The sequence below is a fragment of the Polynucleobacter sp. UK-Kesae-W10 genome (genome assembly GCF_018881575.1).
Taxonomy (GTDB): Bacteria; Pseudomonadota; Gammaproteobacteria; order Burkholderiales; family Burkholderiaceae; genus Polynucleobacter.
Map to the genome: position 1 here is coordinate 1,136,359 of NZ_JACVQB010000001.1, position 20,092 is coordinate 1,156,450.

Consider the following 20,092-nt stretch of genomic DNA (forward strand, 5'->3'; position numbering starts at 1 on the left):
ATGGCGTCAAACACGATTACCGCGCAAGAGCTCTTGCCGTATGTACTGCCTGATGTCTCTGATGCGCCAGACTCGCTCGTCGTTCGCCAGATCATGTTCGCGGCCAATGACTTTTGCATCAAGACTGGCGTGTGGGATGAGATCCAAGATCCAGTGACTGTCATTGATGGCGTATACCAATACGATGTTGATGTGCCCAAGAATGCACAGGTCAGCACCATTAAAAACATTTGGCTGCCTAATCGCGAAGTGATTGCGGTGACCATGGACAAACTGCAAGAGCTGATGCCCAACTGGCAAACAGCTACCGGCTCTGGCCCTGCGTACTACAACGCGGCGCAAGACTGGACCTCATTTCGTTTGTTCCCGATTCCTGAGCAGGCTGGCAACGTGCAAATGACTTTGCGCGCTGCTTATGCGCCTGATCAATTTGGCAATGTGTTGCCGCGCTTTTTGGCTGACCGCTGGTTAGATGAAATCTGCGCAGGCGCCAAGAGCCGACTGATGCTCATGCCCAAACCTTGGCGCAACGATGTGCTCGCTGGAGTGAACGAAAAGATCTACACCGATGGCGTCATGGAAGCCAAGATCTTCATGGCCCACGACAAAGTGATTGGCTCCATGCGCGTCAAGCCCGTCAAAGTCTATTAAAGAGAGTCATCCATGGCAGAAAAAATCAAGCTCGTACAGGGCGATAGCCGACCACAAGTCCAAGCAACCCTGACCGATGACACCACTGGTGTGCCGATTGATATCACTCGCGCCACAGTGGTTTTGAAGTTTCGCGTGATCAATGGCACCACCATTTTGTCGACACTGCCTGGCTACATCACCGATGCGGCAAATGGTAAGGTGTGCTTCACTTGGCCCCCTGGCTCACTTGATGTAGCGCCAGGCCAATACGAAGGTGAAATCGAAATCACCTTTGAAGACACAACGGTTCAAACCGTCTACGACACGCTCAAATTTATCGTGCGCGCTCAGTTCTAATGGATTCATCCGCTGGATCAACTAAGGTCTCGGCACTAACGATCCTTGCTCAGACCACGATTGCAGCCTTAAGCGCTGCGATCAATGCACCCATCATTGCCGCTGACATTCAGTATGCCTTGATTGCCGCTGCCGCCATTACTGGGCAGTTTTTGACCTTGCTGTATCTTGAAGATGCCGCAAACATGAGCGATGAGACTGTCATCGCGATGAGCAAGTCCTTGCAAGAGTTGGCCAGCTTGGCTGACGAGGCAACGATTAGCACCAGTAAAACGTTCGCAGATCAATCGATCGTCACTGACTTGTTGATCAATCAGGTCACCAAGGGCATTGCAGATCAAATGGGTCTGACCGATGTTGTCGTGCGATCTATCGGCAAAGGATTGGTTGAGACACCAATCTTTAGCGATGCGGCTGCAATTGGACTTTCCACTGCACGCCAAGACAGTTTCTCGTGGCAAGAGGGACCAGGATTTTCCGATTACTCGCAAGGGTACTCAGTTGATGATTACGCCCGCGATAGTGCCCCTGCAATCAGTTTGGGCAAGGGCGTAGCAGAGCATCCTGCACTGACCGATTCGTATGTGCGCACACTGGGCAAGAACCCCATTGAAGTGCTGGGCATCTCGGAGACGTTTAAGAAATACCTCACGCGCTCCATCGTTGACAACTTGCAAGTGTCAGACGATTTCTTTGGCGCCGCCTCGTTTGACGATGAGCAGACGATGAGCTTAACCAAGCAGGTCTCCGATAGCTTTGCGATTGGTGACACGTTTGCTCGAGTGGTGTACTTCACTCGCAACCCTATTGATCCGGTGGGCTTGAGTGATGTGAACACTAAGCGCATTGGTAAGACCTTGGTGGATGCCGCCGCCGTTACAGATCCGGCCACTATTACTACCAGAAAGCCCCTCACTGAGGCTTCTGCGGTCACTGACACCAAGAGCTTTGCGCTCAGTAGGGCGGTGACTGACAGCTCGGCAATGACCGATGTGAGCGCAATCAAGACGACCAAGGCTTTACTTGAGTCGCCGGCCATTACTGACACCAAGACGCAAAATTTTGGCAAGGCAGCAAGCGATGCCACAGCGCTAACTGACACTCGGTACAACACCGTGGGCAAGGTAGCAGCTGATGGCACGGCCATAACTGATTTCGGCATTCGCAACGTCGGCAAGGTTTTGATGGAAACGCCAGCACTGACTGACGTGCCAACCTTTAAAAATTCCAAGCCCTTAGCAGACTCGGCCGCAATCGTCGACGCCAAGGGATTTTCACTTAACAAACCGTTTGCCGATGCGGGCGCGATAACTGATGCCACTTCACTGAAGACGGCTCCATCCAAAACAGATGCAACCGCTCTGACTGACACCGGTTTGATCTACACCCAGAACTACGCGGGAACGTATTTCTCCGCTGACTTTGTTGGCAGCAAATTTACTTTTTAAGAAGAGGAACCCATGAGCAACATCATCGAAAATCTGAAAATCCGTGGCGACTTGAACATTCAATTGTTCGATGAGCAAGGCAATCTCAAAGAGAGCCATGACCGCACCAACTTGGTTGTGACTGCTGGCTTGACTTACATCTGCTCGCGCATGGCTAACACTAGCCAAGGCGCTATGGGCTTCATGGCTTTGGGCTCTGGCACAACTGCTGCCGCTGCCGGTCAAACTGACCTGACTACCTTGATTGGTAGCCGCAATGCATTAGACAGCACAACCCCTGGCGCAAGCTCTGTGGTGTATGTGTCGACCTTCGGTGCTGGCGTGTCGACCGGTGCGGTGACTGAAGCAGGTATTTTCAATGCCTCTACTGCTGGCACGATGTTGTGCCGCACAGTGTTCCCAGTCGTGAACAAACAATCTGGTGACACGATGGTAGTCACTTGGACGATTTCGCTGACAGCGTCTTAATCGGTAGCGCCCCATGACCGGCACCACAATCACACTCCGTGCGACGAAAGGTGCGCCGCTCACCAACACTGAGGTTGATAACAACTTTACAAGCCTTGCCAATAACAAGCTTGAAGTTGGCAACAACCTCAGTGATTTGACCAGCGTATCGACAGCACAAGCAAACCTACAAGTCGACCCAGCAGGCACAGCAGCATCGCAAGCAATTGCAATGGCTATTGCGCTCGGGTAACAAGGAAAAAAATCAATGTCATTTAAGTCACTTCCGACGCCTAGCATTGGCGTAACGGGCTCACCTAGCACCATCAGTGCAACGGTGGCCACAAGTACTACCAATACGATCATTGGCCTGTCTTTGGCCAACGTGGGCACAGCACCTGTGACTGCCAGCGTGAAGATCATCAAGGCCAACGCTACGACAGCCTTCTTGATCAAGGACGCCATCGTTCCATTGGGCGGTGCATTGATCGTCGTTGGTGGCGATCAAAAGCTAGTGCTTGAGGCGGGTGACTCTTTGACTGCTTATTGCAGCGCTGCGTCGTCTGTCGATGCTGTCATGAGCTACTTGGTATAAGAACATGAGTTACCTCGGCTCATCCGCAGCACCAATCCCTGTTGCTTTTGCTGGCCAACAAGGCCAAGCCTACAACGGCGGCACAAACACATTCACGCTCAGCCGCGCAGTGGCTCGCACGTTGGACATTGACCTCATCGTCAACAACGTTGTGCAAAGCCCTTACGATGGCTCTTATACCGTCAGCGGTAACGTCGTGACCACGGCTGAAACCGTGAGCGCTGGCGTGGGCAATGTCTACGTCATCTTCCGCGATGCGCCCGTTGGCTCGTTCGCCCCGATTGACGGAAGCGTGACGCCAGCAAAGCTTGACAGGAGCTACGTGCCAACGGCTGGCGGCACCATGACAGGACCATTGATTGCACCGGGATTGCGAGCAGCTGGAACTCCTGCACTTGGATTCCAAGCATCAAGCTGGTTTATTCAGCAGGAAGATTCCATCATCGCCAGAAGCTATGTGTGTGGACCTGATGCGTCTACATACGGACAGTGGTCAGCATATATTGCTAAATCCACTGGTTCGCCACTTGAAATGATTCGTCTTGGTCAGGATGGACGAGTCTTCGTTCCGCAAGGGCAACTCGCATTTCCAGCAACTCAAAACCCATCCTCTGATGCAAACACGCTGGATGATTATGAGGAGGGGACTTGGACTCCAGTGGCTACGCGTGTAACTACTGCGCCATCCGTTTCATATGGTCGTCAAGTTGGTACGTACATCAAAATTGGGCGCATGGTTTATGCAAACTTTGAAATTCAACTAACCGCCATAGCCACCAATGGTGCCGGATACAACGCCATCTCAGGGCTTCCTTTTCCTATCAGTAGTGCAAACGCAGCTTGGTTTGATATTGGTGGTGGAATGAAATACAACACAGCCTTCTCCATTAGCGATACGGTAAAGCTTTCTGGCGGTGGGGGGCAAGGGGCAAACGCAGTCTGCTTTTTACCAGCCGGACGCTCAACCTCAGAGGTAAACGAAAACTGGCAACCGGGATACGTTACCGCCACTATTGTTTACCAAACAACAGCATAAAAGGAACACACATGTCACTCACAGAAACAAAAACCATCGACCAAATTACCGTCACTGAAAACGGCACAGTCTTGTACCGTGAAGCCACGCGCATTATCAAAGATGGTGAGCAAATCGCTCAGACATTTCATCGCACGAGCCTGACACCTGGTCAAGACCTAGAAGGCCAGCCTGCTCAAGTGGCAGCCATCGCCTCGGTCGCTTGGACACCTGAAGTCATCGCTGCATATCAAGCGCAACAAGACGCTCAAGCCGCTGCCATAGCAGCGCAACAGCCCGCTCAGTAAGCGTCACTCACCACACAAACACAGCCCTCTTCGGAGGGCTTTTTGTTTTAGAAAGAACACATGCCATCACTGAGCAGAATTCAAACGCCCGCACTGGGTAACTCGGGCGCTGAGCTTGGGTTTCGGAACCGGATCATCAACGGAAACTTTGACGTGTGGCAGCGCGCGACGACCGGCTCTGGAAGTGGATACTTCTTCGTTGCCGATAGATGGCTTTCGTATGGCTACGGCGGCGCAAACACTACATTCTCGCAGCAGGCCTTCACCATTGGCCAAACCGCGGTGCCAAACAACCCAAAGTATTTCGCTCGCATGGTCTGCACGAATACACGGCCATACCTTGAGCAGAGACTCGAAGGTCTCGGCGCCTATTCGGGTCAGCAGCTCACCGTGTCACTCTGGGTTAAGTCGCCCGACATCACAGCCCCGCTGACATACGCGTTCTACTCATACTTCGGGACATCTGGATCTGCCCCCGTTTCAAGCGGAGACATCGCAACAGGAGTCTCATTGTCAAACACCTGGCAAAAGGTTGTATTCACATACACCGTGCCTTCGATGACCGGCAAAACCATTGCCGGTGGCAACGACTACCTGGGTATCGACTTTGCACCAGCAAGCGGAATTGTCGGAACTCTCGATGTTGCCCAAGTGCAAGTGGAGTTTGGCCCATCCGCAAGCCCATTTGACTACCGCCCGTATGGTACTGAGTTGGCTTTGTGTCAGCGGTACTACTACAAGGTTGGGCCGACTGGTACAGATGGTTTTACTCAACTTGCATTTGCAAACATTACATCCACAACAAACCATGTTGCTTTCCTACCATGTCCCCCGATGAGGGCTGCAGCAACAAGTATTGATTATGCGAACATTGGTTTTGTTACTCAATGGGGCGCAGGTGTTACAAGCATCTCTGCATTAACCCTGCAAAGAAATAACCCTAATGGAGCAACATTATCGGCAACTTTAAGTGGTGCTCTAGGTTCTGTTGGCGGGGTTTCTATATTCCTACAAAACAACAACAGTGGCGGCTATGTTGCACTTTCTGCGGAGCTTTGATTATGTATAAAACAATGACCGAAACAATATATGGTGTGACTAAGACGTTTGTTATTCGTGACAACGGTAACGGTTCTTTCACTTCATTTTCTGACGACCCCGCCAACACAGACTACCAAGCCTATTTGAAATGGCTGGACGAGGGTAACACGCCTGAGCCAGCAGACCAAGCCTAATCCCACAAACCCCAAAAGAGCTCGCTTCGGCGGGCTTTTTTATTTGGAGAACGAATGTCCTACGTAGGCGTCCCACCATTCGGACAAACAGTCCGCACAGTCACCGAGCAAATCGCTCAGCAAGGCCAGAATATCTTCTACCCAACTGGTGGATATATCCCTGGCTACATTGATGTCGATCTCGACGGCTCAGGCCTTGGCTCTCAAGACTTCACAGCAACAGATGGACTGAGCGTTACGCTCAACCAAAGCGCTGGTGCAGGTGATCTGTTTAAGTCTGTAGCTTACTGGCCTGTCGCGATGCAAGACACAATGCGCCGAGCTGAGATCAACGCGATTGTGGGCGCAGGCAACTGGGCTATGCGCAATCGAATCATCAACGGGGATATGCGAATTGACCAGCGTTACGCTGGGGCAAGCACAACTAATGGTCAGTACATCCTAGACCGTTGGCAAACAGGCGCTGTGTCTGGTGCTACGCTTACTTCGCAACAGGTTGCAGACGCTCCCGCAGGATTCCAATACAGTTTTAAACAGACTACAACTGTTTCATCTACTGCCAACGACTACAGTGCAATTTGGCAAGTAGTTGAAGCAAATAACGGTATTGACTTGGCATGGGGTACTTCAAATGGTCAGTCAGCAACACTTTCGTTTTGGGTAAAGTCAAGCGTAACTGGGCAGCAAAACGCTTGCATCATCTATTACGGCCCAACAAACTATTTCTATTTTCCAACATACACAATTAACGCTGCCAACACTTGGCAATATGTTACGGTAACAATCCCAGCTCCTCCAGCAGCGGCTGGCGCGTTTGCTGCGACATTGAATACTGCATACATCAGTGTGCGACCAGTTGGAGTTTTTAGTTCTGGGTACACAAATACTGGGGCTGGAAATGCTTGGACTTCTTCGGGGACGTTTAAAGTTACTGGAACGGTAAACCTTGCTAGTACTGCGGGTGCAACAATTCAGTTCACAGGCGTTCAACTAGAAAAAGGCTCCTACGCTACGCCGTTTGACTTCCGCCCGTACGGAGCTGAGTTGCAGTTGTGTGAACGCTATTGTCAAAGTGTTTTGTTTAACAACTACATTGGTAACGGTTCGGGTTGGTATTGGTCAATGCCAATTAACTTTCAAACAACAATGCGAACAGCCCCTACTTTTAGTGCGTTTTCGGGCGGTAATACAAGCAATATTACATACGAAGCAGCTGAGTCTATAGGTGTTCAGGGTTGTAGATACACAATACTTGCATCCGGCCTAAATGCACAAGGTATTGGTCGAACAGCACTTGCATCTGCGGAGCTTTAATCATGGAAAACTACAAACAAATATTTGGCTCAACTGGATTGCAAACAGACTGCATCAAACGCATATCTGACGGTGCAACCATCCCCTTCGACACCGCCAACACCGACTACCAGCAATACCTAGCATGGCTCGCAGAAGGCAATCAACCCCTCCCCGCAGACGCTTAATCGTCCTCACATCAAATGACCCGCTTCGGCGGGTTTTTCTTTTTCCGGAGTACACATGACAAAAGCAAGAGACCTTGCAAACTTAGGCGCGATTGCGTCCAGCGGGATTGGGTTCCGTAATCGAATCATCAATGGTGCGATGATGATTGACCAGCGTTACTCTGGTGGTCCGTACCTTGCCGCAGGGAATGGCATCTATCTGGTTGACCGTTGGCGCACGATTTCCACCATCGCCAACAAAATGACCTATCAACAGAACCAGGGAAGCCTAACGCCACCCACAGGGTTCACTGCTTACCTCGGCATGACTGCTACAACGGCAGACTCAAGCGGCACTGGCTGGTGGGGCGTAGAACAAGGCATCGAAGGCTTGAACCTTTCCGACTTGGCCTACGGTACGTCCTATGCTCAAACAGTCACTGTGAGCTTCTGGGCTCGAGCAAGCATTGCTGGCACGTACTCGTTCAGCCTGTTCAGCAACAACGGCAGCACAACGCGGTCGATTGTCCAGACATACACGATCAACTCAGCCAACACTTGGGAATACAAGACGCTGACGTTTGTTGGCGACACGTCGACAACGATGTACACGAACACAAACCAAGGCATTGCTGCACGCTGGGATTTGGGCACTAACGCTGGCGCAACCACGTCAACACTCGGGCAGTGGATTACTGGCAACTACATGCGGGCCACGGGTTCGGTGAACTGGATTGCAACGGCGAATGCAACGTTCCAAATCACAGGCGTCCAACTAGAAAAAGGCTCAACAGCAACGAGCTTTGACTACCGCCCGTATGGTACTGAGTTGGCTTTGTGTCAGCGGTATTACCAAAGGTGGTCAAGCACTAACGGCTCCTATTTGTCTATTGGAAGTGGCAACTGCATAACAGCGGGAACCATAAACCGATGGGGATTCCCACTTAGCATAAATCTTAGAACATCTCCAACAATCAACTTAGTTAATTGTGTTGGATGGGACGGAAACGTTGGTGGAGCAGCTTCTGTTGCCATAAATTACTCATCAACCAACAATATTGACATTGATGTAACAACTTCTAGTATGACCGTTGGCTTGGGACATATGGCTAAACTTCTTATTAATGGTGCAACAGGCGGATATATTGAAACAGTGGGGACTGAACTATGATTAAAAGTGCAAAACTCTGCATAGACAACTTAAGTGGTGGTGTTGTGTCTATCCTTTTAACTGATGAAAATGAAAAAACACTTTGCGCCCCTGTTGATTCAGGAAACACAGATTACCAAGCCTATTTGAAATGGCTGGAAGAGGGTAATACTCCAGAACCAGCCGATGAAGTTCCTGTTCAGGCAGCAGCTTAAACAATTTGTTGCATAACCATTGCAAGTGGTTACAATCGGTGTTTTGCACAAGACTTGTAATCATTTGTAAGGTCGATATGTGATATCCATCAAGCTCGAAACTGAAGACTTCAATCTTGTGATTGATGCTCTAAACTACCAGCAAGCACAACTTGCTCGAATTGCTAAAGAGGTCCACTTGCAGGGCTCTTTGCAAAACAATCAACAGTCAGCGGTCAATCCGCCAGGCGATCAGTTGCCACTCGACACGCCAAAACCATAACCTATTGCCCTCTTCGGAGGGCGTTTTTCTTATTGGTCGGCGCTTGCAGCTGACAGAAAGCAGTACATGGCAGTTGCATCATGCACAGATACCGAATTCATGGAGCTGTTCAAGCAGCTTGGTAGTCCGCAAAAGATTGCGAATGAGTTGGGTGTCAATATTCGTAGCGTTCACTCTCGCCGCGCAAATATCGAAACAAAGTATGGGGTTAAGTTGTCCACTTGGGATGCGCCTCAGCACTCCATTCGTGAGGCGGCTGAAGTTCCCATGTCAGAAGATTCCTCTAAGTTCATGGAGCATTGGGGGCCTGAGGAGTGCGTTGCAGAGCTGCGCCGCATTGCCAAGATCGACGAAGACAAGGTTGTTACACGTAACTACTTTCGCACGCACAGCAAGATCTCAGAGAGCACATGGAACCGTTATTACGGGACCTTCGAAGAGTTCAAGCGCCAAGCGAACATCACGCTCTCGCGCCAGCAGCACCAGCATGAGCGCCACATCGCCAAGCATGCTTCGGTAGATCATTATCGCCGCATGAACATTGATCGCCAAGACTGGGATCAAAAGTACATTCGTGAGAACAGTAAACGCTTCAAGACCATCCTAGTCGCATCGGACCTGCATGACATTGAGATTGACCCCTTCTACCTCCGAGTGCTCATCGACACCGCTCGTCGCGTCCAGCCCGATGTCATCAGCCTCGTCGGGGACATCTTCGACTTGCCCGAGTTCGGAAAGTACGGCGTCGATCCGCGGGAGTGGGACGTCGTAGGTCGCATCCGATTCGCCCATGACAACATTCTTGGACCCTTGCGCGAAGCCTGCCCAGATGTCCAAATCGACTTCATTGAAGGCAATCACGAAGCCCGCCTGTTGCGCCAGCTGGCTGACGCCACTCCGGCACTGCGTGCGGTTCTTTCTGACCTGCATGGGTTTACCGTATCCCGCCTGTTTGGCCTAGATCAGTTCGAAATCAACTACATCGCAAAGGCTGACCTTGGCTCCTTTACTAAACGCGACTTCAGCAAAGAGCTTGCGACCAACTACAAGATCTACTGGGACACAGTACTGTGCCACCACTTCCCCCACGCGCGAAACATGGGACTACCGGGTGTCAATGGGCACCATCACAAGCACATTGTTTGGAGTGAGTTCAATCCGATATACGGTGCCTACGAATGGCATCAACTCGGCTCGGGTCATAAGCGCTCGGCATCGTACTGCGAAGGCGAGAAATGGCACAACGGTTTCGCGCTGATCAACGTCGACACGCACACGCGCTCGACTACCTTTGATTACATCAGCGTAACGGACTTTGCTGTGTCTGGTGGCAAGTTCTACTACCGTGCTGACAACGAGCTGGACGCATCGGTCCCAGCAAGCATTCTTCAAGAGAAAAAATAATGGCATCTATCGACATCAACACCTTTGACGGCATGCAGCCGGTGCTCGACCCTTTGTTGCTGCCCGTCGGCAAAGCTGTGATGGCTCAGAACGTCATTCTAAATAGTGGCACGCTCAAGCCATTGCTTGGCACGACTACATTGAAGTCACTCACCAAGACCAATCCTAAAACGATTTGGCGCTATGGCTTGTCTAGTAACGAAAATGAATACTGGCTTGAGTTCTTGAATGACACTGATGTGATCAATTCTCCTATTCCCAATGATCAGTGGGGCAGGGCATACTGGACCGATGGTATCAAGCCGCAATATGGCGTCAACAGCACTATCATTTCCGGAAGCTCATACCCAGGCACCAGTTATGACTTGGGACTGCCTGCGCCATCGAATACGCCAGCCCTAACAGGCAGTGTGCCAAGTGTCGCAGCACTGGGCGAGACGCGCACCTACGTGGAGACGTTTGTCAGCGCCTATGGCGAGGAAGGCCCTCCATCTGCCGCAGCTACTCCAACAACCATTGATGCTGGCCAGCCAGTCTATGTGAGCAACTTGTCAACTGTGCCATCAGGCGCGTACAACATTGCCACGCGCCGCCTGTATCGCTCATCGACCGTGGGCAGCGCAGCGCAATTTCAGTTTGTCGTTGAGCTTCCCATCGCACAAACGACCTACACCGACACTATTTTGCAAGCCAACTTGGGTGAGGTGCTGCCAAGCGAAAATTGGATTGCGCCGCCTGATGGTCTTAAGGGTCTGAAGATAGTTTCAAGCGGTGCGGCCGTTGGATTCATGGACAACGTCGTGTACATGTCTGAGCCCAATTTGCCTCACGCTTGGCCAAATAAATACCCCATCGATTTTCCGATTGTGGCCGTAGGCTCATTCCAGCAAACGGTGATTGCTGTTACCACCTCATTCCCATTTGCCTTGTATGGCGCAGACCCGGCCGCCATGAGTCCAGCACGATTAGAGCTTGCACAAGCTTGCGTCTCCAAGACTTCATTGGTTGAGACTGGAGATGGCATTTTGTATGCCTCGCCTGATGGCTTGGTGAGTATTGGCGCCTCGGGCATGTCGGTCATTACTGAGCAGTTCGCAACTCGTGAAGAGTGGCAGCAACTTAACCCTGCATCATTTCACGCATTTGTCTATGACCGACGCTACATTGCGTTTTTCACTCGCGCCGATGGATCTCGTGGCACGCTGATTTTGAACATGAGCGGCAATGGTCCATTTTGGACTGTGAGCGATCTCAATGCAGCAACCGAGGTCACCGCAGCCTATTCAGATAATCGCTCTGACACGCTGTACATGGCGCAAGGCGGAAACATTGTGCGCTTTAACCATGGGTCGCCATTGAGCTACTTGTGGTCCAGTCGCATCTACCGCATGGCATCACCATTAAGCATGGGATGGGCATCAGTCAATGCCAAAGCCTATCCAGTGACGCTCAATATCTATGCCGATGGCACACTTTCGGATACTCGTAGCGTAGAAGACAGCAGCCCATTTCGATTGAGCAGCGGGTTCTTGGCCACTGATTGGCAGCCAGAATTATCTGGATCAAACGAAATCACGCGCGTGCGCATTGCAACTAGCATGCAAGAACTGAAGACATTGCCATGAGTTTGACCAAGGTCCCATCGATTCCACTGCCAACAGCAAACAATCTGCTGGCAGTATCACAAGCCATCAAGGGCATCTTAGATGTGCGAGAGGGTTACGTTGGTGACCCGATGGATCAGAACGTTACCTACCGAGACCTAGTGAACTCTGGCATTGCCCAGACAACTCAGGCCGCGGTAAGTGGCATCTCTACGCTTCCTCAGATCGAAGTCCCAGGCCTAGTGAATGGGTACAACCCTGCAACTGACGAGACTGTGCCGCCTCAGCCGCAGCATGTGCTCGTCACCTCCGGAACGACGCTGGTCAAAGTCAAATGGGACTTGGGTCAGTACCCCAATCACTCCTACACTGAAGTCTGGCGTGGATTGACAAATGCTATTGGCAGCGCGACTTTAATTGGAAAATCTGATACGCAGTACTACGTTGATGACTTAGGCCACGATGGCTTGACTTTGTACTACTACTGGGTGCGCTTTGTGTCCATGGCCGACATTTTTGGGCCATACAACACCACCGATGGTATTGCACCAACAACCGGCTTGATTGATCATGCGGACATCGCTTTTTTGGATGCAGCCAATATCACCGTTGGCCACCTGTCTGCCGATAGGATTGCGACCGGTTCGATTGATGCCAAGATTGCCAACCTAGACACGGCCGTGATTACCAGCGGAACTTTTGGTACAGCGCGCATTGGCGATGCAACGATCACCACCGCCAAAATTGCCAGCACATTGCAATCAACCAACTACAGCGCTGGCGCAGCGGGATGGAAAATCTCCAAAGCTGGCGACATGGAATTAAACAGCGCAACATTTCGGGGAACGCTAGATGTGCGTAGCGGAAATTCTGGTGCACACATGACTATTGCCAATACTGTGATCAAAGTATTCGATGCCACCAACAGCTTTCCGCGCGTGCAACTTGGAGACTTGAACGCATGACGTTTGGCATTCTTGTCAAAGGACCAGCAGGTCAAACTTGGATGGACAGCACGCTCATCACATGGAATATGGTCGAGGTGTTTACGGTCAATGCAGGAGACTCCATCACCAAGACCTATGATTCACTGGCAGGCCGAGAGTTCATGGCCATTCAGATTCCATTGGAAGTTCCCAAAGTGGATAGCTACACCTATGAAAAAACCATTGTCGTTGCAGGCAATCAGGTCAGCGTCTACGGTGGAAATCAAATCGCAGAAATCGTGGTGCTTTGCCGATGACAACAGGACTTTTAATTCAAAACGACAGCGCTCAGATCATTATTTCTGATGCGACTTCAACGTTTTACTACTATGGGCCAGCCGCTCCATACAACGTTGTTGGCACTCCCGACTACGGCGGCGTAGTAGTGCGTCTGTATAACTCATTCACCTCAGCACCCATCATTCCATTCATTTGCCCCAAAGATGGCAATCTGTCTGCCATCACACGCATCTTCCGTGATGGCTCAGGATATTGGCAACTTGAAGTGGCCACCTCAAACGTGTACTCGGCAGCTCCTGAGGTGGTCATTTTCACAACGGCTGATGCCGAGAACTGGGCCAGTCGATTCACGCTTGGTGACCGGTCTGTTGGTCTGCGAGTGAAGCGCGATGACGGATCGCTTGCTTTTGATAGCAGTGTTGGTCAGCCTTTATCGGTTCAGGCTACGCTGTCTGTCGTCCCGCCAACCAACCCAACCTCTGGCGGAACAGATCTCACGCCAACCAATATCACTGGCTATTCGATTCCTAGCAATATAGTCACGCCCATGTTCGGGTACTACTCGCTGGCCATGTCTGAGCGTCAATACACGGTCACGCAAGTGCGCCGCGATTGCACCGGTATTGGATATGGCGGGTCATGCATCGGCTGGTCTGATGTCACGGTGCAGTCTGACCTATATTGGGCTTTTTATCGCTCAGCATGTGGCGCCACGGCATCGACTCTAAATTGCGGGTGGCTGACCTATTCAAAGGGTCACCTCACCAATACCTCATCTAGCTCTGGAATATCGGTTTTCATTCCAATCATCAGCCTTGGTGGAGGATCATCCTCGTCTGGCTATGGCCCGTTTGTGAATGACACGATCAACTTGTCCAACTCGCCAGTGCTATTAACAGACCGCAATCTGTATCCTGACTCAAGCTTTAATGCGTCGACCAATGGCCCAGCTAATCCGCCGACCAACCTCACTGCCAATACACAAATGTCAGGTGGATCTCTCAAGTTGGAAGCGGCTTGGAACAATGCTACTGGGTATCCTTTTGCTGCGGCATTCCATGTCTACTACCGCATCACTGGCTCATCTTTGTGGAGTGATGGTGGCATCACCAACCTGACCGTCTGGGGGGTTGATAACGTCGCCAATGATGCCTTTGATGTGATGGTTGTTTCGATTGGTGGAGATGGTGCTCAGGGATATTCCATCACTGCCACCTCAACACCGTACGTTGCGCCAGCACCAATTGCTGGAGCGCCAGATTATTCTGGCGGAGATGGCGGTGGCGGTGGCGGAGATGGCGCAGGCGGTGCTGATGGCGGCGCCGGAGACGGCGGCTCAGGAGGTGATGGCGGCGGCGGTGGAGATGGCGGTGGTGGCGGCGATGGCGGCTAAAGTTATAGAGTCCATTTTTCCTCAAGAGCTAGCTTCCTCGCTTGCATCATCCATTGCTAGCGGCTCATGGAATCATGGCTGGCGCTCCAATACCTCCATGGGTTATGGCCATTGGAATCAAGACCTTGCTAATGGCGAGAGCTGGAATGGTCTTGATGTCTCAAGGTCACTGCGCGGGCCATTCAAAGAAGCTTGGGATTACATATCGTCGGTACATCTGAATAAGTACCGACTGATTCGTTGCTATGCTAATGCGCACACGCATGGAGTTGAGGGCTACCCGCACACAGACTCCATTCGTAAAGATGACCTCACATTGGTTTGCTACCTCAATCGCGAGTGGAAGCGAGAGTGGGGCGGTGAGACGGTTATCTTTGAAGGTGACAACATCTCCATGGCGCAATTACCCAAGTTCAATCGTGGAATACTTTTTCATGGTGCGGACTGGCATTGCGCGCGCGGAGTGAGTCGAATCTGTCCTGAGTTACGTCAGACATTGATGTTTAAGTGTGCACCAGAAGGCATTGATTTGCATCGAGATGCGCTGCAAAAGTTGCTCAATACGTTTGGCGCATACTTCATCAAGCATCGCAATGGCGTGCTCACACGTCACCTGATGGCGACTTATGACTTGCTCAAGCGGTCAGGCCAGCCTGATGGCGTATGCATGGCTGGTGGCGCTCACTCTGTATTTGGAACCAGCACATTCAAAGAAGTCTGCATTGATCGAGATCATCGTCAAACGGTTGAGCAAGCGATTGGCTACAACGCACTGCATTTGGTTGATTTGTTCTCAAGCATCAAGAGGGCACATCAGCTCGATGCCTACGCGGGCCAGAATGGGGCATGGTTGGAGTTATTTAATGGTGGCAATGTCAGCGTAAGCAAAATAGAATTAGACGCTCTGTGCATGATTGAGTGCGCCAATCTCTTTGACCAAGATGAGCTTGGTCAGTGGCCGCGCCTAAGCCAGATGTGGAAAGAGGCCAATTCATGATTTATCCGTTTCGTGTGATCAATTCAAAGCCTATTGAAGGCGGCTTTGGGGTGACCATCGAGTTAAGCAAAGTGGTCCGATACGAGCCAAGTATTGACCCATCGACACAATACAAGACGCCAATACTTGAGTTATCAACGCAATACCACACCATTGATGCAGCCAGTCTTGATGAAGCCCTTGGAGTAATCGCACAAAATGTCGCAAATTCTTGAGGTGATGACGACGGGCGGTGAATCGCGCTCGCTGTATGACATGAGATCAGCCGAGGCAAAAGCAATTATGGATGAGGTCGAGAAGATATTTGGCCCGCAAAACTGGGCTGGTTATATCTCGATTGGAAACTCCGTATCTAATTCTGCCATGGGCAGTCGCATCATTACTGCGGTATGTGGTGTGATTCCGCACTACCTATACGATATTGGCGCGCGCGGAGCGGAGAGAAAGTTCCACATGGACACCGGCTTCATGTACGACAAGATGTACACATTTGCGCCATCTGCTGATCAGCTGCCAGTATTACCTCCATCAGCCAAAGCAATTGCAATTGGATTTAATCATTGCATTGCTGGTCGGGGCGGAGATCCTAAAGTGGAGAACGTGTGGGATGTTTATTTTTCAGCAGATCCAGACGAGTGTGAATCGTTTTTCAATCTGGACAAAAAGCGTGGGCTGTATAGCACGCTGTACGGAGTGACCTACGACCATCAAACCAAAGAAGTTCTGCGAGTCAAGGTGTATACCTACGACAATAATGCAGGCCATTCTGACTGGGACGGCGCGCTAGCCGAGGCATTAGCCACAATGTAATAGAAACAAATTGTTGACTGGCGAATGGAAATCTCTGGAAGCCTTGATATTCCTAGCAGACAAGAAAATAGTTGTCAACAAAATGTTGCATTTCTGGTAAAATCAGGTACCAAATTGACTGGATGCCAATGCCCATATCGTCGGAAAAATTGACGCTCCAAGAAAACTCTGAATCAAATTCGGAAACCACTCGGCGCTCAATCTCCAATCTAGACGACGTATTTTCAAGCGCCTCAGGCCCTGATGTGCGAGCAAAAATATTTGCACTTCAGGATGCGTGTCTTGAGTACCCGCAAATTGATTGCCCAGTAAAGCATCACTTTGCGCCAGGTCTTTATGCGCGCGAAATTTTCATGCCGGCCGGAGCAACTGTTGTTGGAAAGATTCACAAGCATGCGCATGTGAACACCATATCTCAAGGTCGCTGCATCGTGACCACGGAATTTGGCTCAGAGGAATTAGCTGCCCCGTTGTCGTTTGTTTCCAAGCCTGGGACAAAGAGAGCTGTCCATATCCTTGAAGACACGATCTGGACAACTTACCACCCAACAGAAGAAACAGATCTCGAAAAGATTGAAGATCACGTTATAGCAAAGACATATAACGACTATTTGGAATTTACTGGCGAAGAGCCAAAAATGATTGAAGGAAATAATCCATGGCATGGGTAGCAACAGCAATCGGTGGAAGCGCAGTCTTAGGGTATATGGCCTCAAGCAATGCAACTGACGCCTCGAATAACGCCACGAATGCATCGGTAGGCGCAGCAAACCAACAGACTCAACTCGCTCGCGATCAGTTTGACTGGAACAAGCAAAACTATGAGACAAACATTCTTCCGCAGCAGCAGAAGTCTCAAGCAATTCAGGATCAGATTGCCCAGCAAAGTTTAGATTCCTCAAAGCAGCAGCAACAGTTTTCAACCGATCAGCAGCAATATTACAAAGATACGTTCCAGCCTGTTGAGAAAAAGACGGTTGATGACGCCAACAACTATGACTCGCAGGCAAACGTAGACAAGCAATCCGGCATGGCCTCGGCCAACGTCAACCAGCAATTCTCCAACGCTCGCAATCAAAGCGCTAGGCTTGCCGGTCGATATGGCATGAGCTCTACGGCGTTCTCTGGTCCTGCTGGATCATCTGAGCGCGCGCAAGCTCTTGGCGCAGCAGGTGCTGCTACAGGCGCCGCCACAGCCACACAAGACAAAGCAATCGCACTGCGCGCTGGTGTTGCCAACTTTGGCCGCAATATGCCAAACACATCAGCTCAATTTGGCCAGATCAGTAATCAATCTGGTGCGGTTGGAACAAATGCTGCAGGCGCTGCATTAGGCTCTTCTACTGTTGGCGGAAGCGTTATGAACAACGCGACTGGTAACTACATCAACACGATTGGTTCGGCAGCAAATTTGACATCGAACGCATACAACAACCAAGCAAACATGTACAGCAATCAAGCTGCTGGATTTGGAATGCTTGCCGGTGGAATTATGGGAAACAAGACGGCTCAGTCAGCGATTACAGGCATGGGAAATTCGATTAGCAATTTCTTCACACCAACACCAACACCAATAATGGATGCAGGCATTTCTGGAATGCCAACTTACGCTTAATAAGCAGTCAAGGAATAAGACATGGCAGGATTAGGATTTTTTGGAGGCATGGGAACGCTTAGTGGCGGAATCATGCAGGGATACCAACAAGGCGCTCAGCTGCAAAACCAACAAGATACGGCCGACTTTTTAAAGACTCAGCGCGACCGCGCTCTCAAAGAGCAGGCGCGTGATGATACTGTGCGCGAGGGTATTGCAAATACCCCAACCACAGAGACTTATCAAACTCCAGACCCATCTGTCATACCAACAGAAGCCCCTGTTCAAGATGGCTCAATGGGTCCCAATCAGGCTGCTCCAGCCCCGATGATTGATGCTACTCGCGACCGGCGCCAAGATGATGTTCTGCGTGACTATGCAAAGCTCTATAAAAGCACGGGCAACATTGAAAAATACATGGACTTTAATGAGAAGGCTGACAAGATTGGCTGGAACCGTGCAAGCCAGCAATACAACCAACTCGTGACAAATTCAGCGGGGATGAGTGCTGAGCAGGTTGCCAAGGCTGCCGCTGAAATCTATCACAATGACCCATTCGCCGGTGGCATCAAAGAGAAGCCAGTAGTTAATTCTGATGGCACGATCACCGTCAATGTGTTCAATAAGAATACTGGCGCTACAAATCAGTCAACCTTTAAAAACAAAGATGACTTGTTGGCTTCATTGCAGCCGATGTACCAGCCAGAGGCATTTGCTAAATTGCAAGCTGCCAAGCAAGAGATGGCGCTCAAGGCTCAAGAGAAAATGTACGAGGAGCGCGCTAAGACTGTCGTGATGAAGCCGGGCGACGTTGCTTACTCTCGAGATAATTTGGATGGCCCTCTGAAAGAGTCGGCATCAAATGCTACGCCTCCAAAGGGTTATGAGGACGTAACCGACCCAACAACTGGAACCACACGTCGCGTCAAGATTGGCGGCTCTGGCGGCTCTGGCGGTGGCGTTCCAAAGGCAATTGAGCTGGGACTGAAGGGCAATGAAGCACTGATTCCAAGTGCCACGAACATCTCTTCGATTCTTCTTCAGAACAACCCAAATATGCCAGAGGCGCAAGCCAATGCACTGGCTATTGAGGCTGCTAATGGCAAGAACATGAAGAGTACGTTCGATATGTCAACCGGTCAATTTAATCGTCACTTCACCGATGTGGCAGAGATTGATCCCAAGACAAATCAGCCTACACGATATGCGACGAACAAGACATATCTCGTGGATTCTGGTGAGTATTCACCAAACGGTTCATCGGTTACCAAAGAGCAAGCCATATCCGCTGTGAAGCAGATGGAAACTCAAGCCCCTGAAGTGTTCAAGCAATACGTTGCCGCCACAACCCCAGAGGGTTACAAAGCATTTAACGAGAAAATTGCTCAAACATGGGAAAACTCTAAAGCAGAAGCGCAAGCAGCATACGCTCAAGCTCAGAAAGATGAGCAGGTTGCAAATGCTTCTGGAGATCGTCAGGGTGCGGCTGCCGCAGCGGCGCGCCAACAAGATATCCAAAACAAAGCAGCGCAAGGGTGGGCTGCTATTCAGGCAGAAAATCGTAAGCTTGAACTTGTGAAGCAATTCTATAAAGCCCCAGACAAAACCAACTCGGGATCATCACTCCAAGCCCCAGGTGGACTCTATCAGCCCAAAGCTGGCGTCCCAACAGATCTGGCAGCTCGTGCGCAGCAGGTATCTGCGCAGCAAGCCAAAGATCAGGCAATCAAGGATGCTGCGTCTAAGGTGGATACAGAAGCAAAAGCAAAGCGCACAGCAGAAGTGTCATGGCTGACTACGGCAGAAGCTGCAGTTATGAAGCCAAATGAGGCTCAGCAGTATTTGACAAAGTACCAAGATGTCCTGCCTGGTGGGCCAGATGGAGAGGTGGCGCGAGCTTTGCGCCGCCAGCTGTAAATGGCAGATTTAACATTTCTTG

The 20,092-nt window shown here is 50.7% G+C and carries 26 protein-coding genes; all 26 read left to right on the forward strand.

Annotated elements, in window-relative coordinates:
* The 26 genes from ICN24_RS06170 (at position 1) to ICN24_RS06295 (ending at position 20,070) form a co-directional block, all read left to right on the forward strand.
* Positions 1 to 651 (forward strand): hypothetical protein, encoded by a 651-nt coding sequence (locus ICN24_RS06170; RefSeq protein WP_216222069.1) that lies wholly within the window; start codon positions 1 to 3, stop codon positions 649 to 651.
* A 12-nt stretch (positions 652 to 663) separates the two neighbouring features.
* The gene (locus ICN24_RS06175) at positions 664 to 990 is read left to right on the forward strand and encodes a BppU family phage baseplate upper protein (protein ID WP_216222071.1); all 327 of its coding nucleotides are present in this window, start codon (positions 664 to 666) and stop codon (positions 988 to 990) included.
* A complete protein-coding gene (locus ICN24_RS06180) occupies positions 990 to 2,438 on the forward strand; it encodes a hypothetical protein (RefSeq protein WP_216222072.1) in 1,449 nt (482 codons plus the stop codon). Before ICN24_RS06175 ends, ICN24_RS06180 begins: the two co-directional genes overlap by 1 nt.
* A gap of 12 nt (positions 2,439 to 2,450) precedes the next feature.
* On the forward strand, positions 2,451 to 2,906 hold the full coding sequence (locus ICN24_RS06185; protein WP_216222074.1) for a hypothetical protein: 456 nt from the start codon (positions 2,451 to 2,453) through the stop codon (positions 2,904 to 2,906).
* 13 nt (positions 2,907 to 2,919) lie between these two features.
* Positions 2,920 to 3,138 carry a hypothetical protein gene (locus tag ICN24_RS06190; RefSeq protein ID WP_216222075.1) on the forward strand — a complete coding sequence of 73 codons (219 nt, stop codon included), beginning with the start codon at positions 2,920 to 2,922 and terminating at the stop codon, positions 3,136 to 3,138.
* A 15-nt stretch (positions 3,139 to 3,153) separates the two neighbouring features.
* Entirely contained in the window at positions 3,154 to 3,480 is a 327-nt protein-coding gene (locus tag ICN24_RS06195; protein WP_216222076.1) for a hypothetical protein, read from the forward strand.
* A 4-nt stretch (positions 3,481 to 3,484) separates the two neighbouring features.
* Positions 3,485 to 4,516: a hypothetical protein gene (locus ICN24_RS06200; RefSeq protein WP_216222077.1), complete on the forward strand. Its 1,032-nt coding sequence runs from the start codon at positions 3,485 to 3,487 to the stop codon at positions 4,514 to 4,516.
* A gap of 11 nt (positions 4,517 to 4,527) precedes the next feature.
* The gene (locus ICN24_RS06205; RefSeq protein ID WP_216222078.1) at positions 4,528 to 4,803 is read left to right on the forward strand and encodes a hypothetical protein; all 276 of its coding nucleotides are present in this window, start codon (positions 4,528 to 4,530) and stop codon (positions 4,801 to 4,803) included.
* 60 nt (positions 4,804 to 4,863) lie between these two features.
* Complete coding sequence (locus tag ICN24_RS06210; protein WP_216222079.1) at positions 4,864 to 5,862, forward strand: hypothetical protein; 999 nt, start codon at positions 4,864 to 4,866, stop codon at positions 5,860 to 5,862.
* Positions 5,863 to 5,876: 14 nt separating this feature from the next.
* Positions 5,877 to 6,038, forward strand: coding sequence for a hypothetical protein (locus tag ICN24_RS06215; RefSeq protein WP_216222080.1), 162 nt, complete (start codon positions 5,877 to 5,879; stop codon positions 6,036 to 6,038).
* Between the two features lie 54 nt (positions 6,039 to 6,092).
* Positions 6,093 to 7,352 carry a hypothetical protein gene (locus ICN24_RS06220; protein ID WP_216222081.1) on the forward strand — a complete coding sequence of 420 codons (1,260 nt, stop codon included), beginning with the start codon at positions 6,093 to 6,095 and terminating at the stop codon, positions 7,350 to 7,352.
* Between the two features lie 2 nt (positions 7,353 to 7,354).
* Positions 7,355 to 7,519 carry a hypothetical protein gene (locus ICN24_RS06225; RefSeq protein WP_216222082.1) on the forward strand — a complete coding sequence of 55 codons (165 nt, stop codon included), beginning with the start codon at positions 7,355 to 7,357 and terminating at the stop codon, positions 7,517 to 7,519.
* 55 nt (positions 7,520 to 7,574) lie between these two features.
* Complete coding sequence (locus ICN24_RS06230; RefSeq protein WP_216222083.1) at positions 7,575 to 8,669, forward strand: hypothetical protein; 1,095 nt, start codon at positions 7,575 to 7,577, stop codon at positions 8,667 to 8,669.
* Positions 8,666 to 8,863 carry a hypothetical protein gene (locus tag ICN24_RS06235; RefSeq protein WP_216222086.1) on the forward strand — a complete coding sequence of 66 codons (198 nt, stop codon included), beginning with the start codon at positions 8,666 to 8,668 and terminating at the stop codon, positions 8,861 to 8,863. The genes ICN24_RS06230 and ICN24_RS06235 overlap by 4 nt, the downstream gene beginning before the upstream one ends.
* Positions 8,864 to 8,942: 79 nt before the next feature.
* Entirely contained in the window at positions 8,943 to 9,125 is a 183-nt protein-coding gene (locus ICN24_RS06240) for a hypothetical protein (RefSeq protein WP_216222088.1), read from the forward strand.
* A gap of 66 nt (positions 9,126 to 9,191) precedes the next feature.
* Positions 9,192 to 10,529, forward strand: coding sequence for a hypothetical protein (locus ICN24_RS06245; RefSeq protein WP_216222090.1), 1,338 nt, complete (start codon positions 9,192 to 9,194; stop codon positions 10,527 to 10,529).
* Positions 10,529 to 12,154 (forward strand): hypothetical protein, encoded by a 1,626-nt coding sequence (locus ICN24_RS06250; RefSeq protein WP_216222091.1) that lies wholly within the window; start codon positions 10,529 to 10,531, stop codon positions 12,152 to 12,154. The genes ICN24_RS06245 and ICN24_RS06250 overlap by 1 nt, the downstream gene beginning before the upstream one ends.
* On the forward strand, positions 12,151 to 13,098 hold the full coding sequence (locus ICN24_RS06255) for a hypothetical protein (RefSeq protein WP_216222092.1): 948 nt from the start codon (positions 12,151 to 12,153) through the stop codon (positions 13,096 to 13,098). The genes ICN24_RS06250 and ICN24_RS06255 overlap by 4 nt, the downstream gene beginning before the upstream one ends.
* Entirely contained in the window at positions 13,095 to 13,376 is a 282-nt protein-coding gene (locus ICN24_RS06260) for a hypothetical protein (RefSeq protein WP_216222093.1), read from the forward strand. The genes ICN24_RS06255 and ICN24_RS06260 overlap by 4 nt, the downstream gene beginning before the upstream one ends.
* The gene (locus tag ICN24_RS06265) at positions 13,373 to 14,752 is read left to right on the forward strand and encodes a hypothetical protein (protein WP_216222094.1); all 1,380 of its coding nucleotides are present in this window, start codon (positions 13,373 to 13,375) and stop codon (positions 14,750 to 14,752) included. Before ICN24_RS06260 ends, ICN24_RS06265 begins: the two co-directional genes overlap by 4 nt.
* Positions 14,673 to 15,749, forward strand: coding sequence for a DUF6817 domain-containing protein (locus ICN24_RS06270; protein ID WP_216222095.1), 1,077 nt, complete (start codon positions 14,673 to 14,675; stop codon positions 15,747 to 15,749). The genes ICN24_RS06265 and ICN24_RS06270 overlap by 80 nt, the downstream gene beginning before the upstream one ends.
* Positions 15,746 to 15,964, forward strand: a complete 219-nt coding sequence (locus ICN24_RS06275) for a hypothetical protein (RefSeq protein ID WP_216222096.1) — start codon at positions 15,746 to 15,748, stop codon at positions 15,962 to 15,964. Before ICN24_RS06270 ends, ICN24_RS06275 begins: the two co-directional genes overlap by 4 nt.
* Complete coding sequence (locus ICN24_RS06280; protein ID WP_216222097.1) at positions 15,948 to 16,559, forward strand: hypothetical protein; 612 nt, start codon at positions 15,948 to 15,950, stop codon at positions 16,557 to 16,559. Before ICN24_RS06275 ends, ICN24_RS06280 begins: the two co-directional genes overlap by 17 nt.
* A 149-nt stretch (positions 16,560 to 16,708) precedes the next feature.
* On the forward strand, positions 16,709 to 17,230 hold the full coding sequence (locus tag ICN24_RS06285) for a hypothetical protein (protein WP_216222099.1): 522 nt from the start codon (positions 16,709 to 16,711) through the stop codon (positions 17,228 to 17,230).
* Positions 17,218 to 18,174 carry a hypothetical protein gene (locus ICN24_RS06290; protein ID WP_216222101.1) on the forward strand — a complete coding sequence of 319 codons (957 nt, stop codon included), beginning with the start codon at positions 17,218 to 17,220 and terminating at the stop codon, positions 18,172 to 18,174. The genes ICN24_RS06285 and ICN24_RS06290 overlap by 13 nt, the downstream gene beginning before the upstream one ends.
* Before the next feature lie 21 nt (positions 18,175 to 18,195).
* Complete coding sequence (locus ICN24_RS06295; RefSeq protein ID WP_216222103.1) at positions 18,196 to 20,070, forward strand: hypothetical protein; 1,875 nt, start codon at positions 18,196 to 18,198, stop codon at positions 20,068 to 20,070.
* Positions 20,071 to 20,092 lie beyond the last annotated feature (22 nt).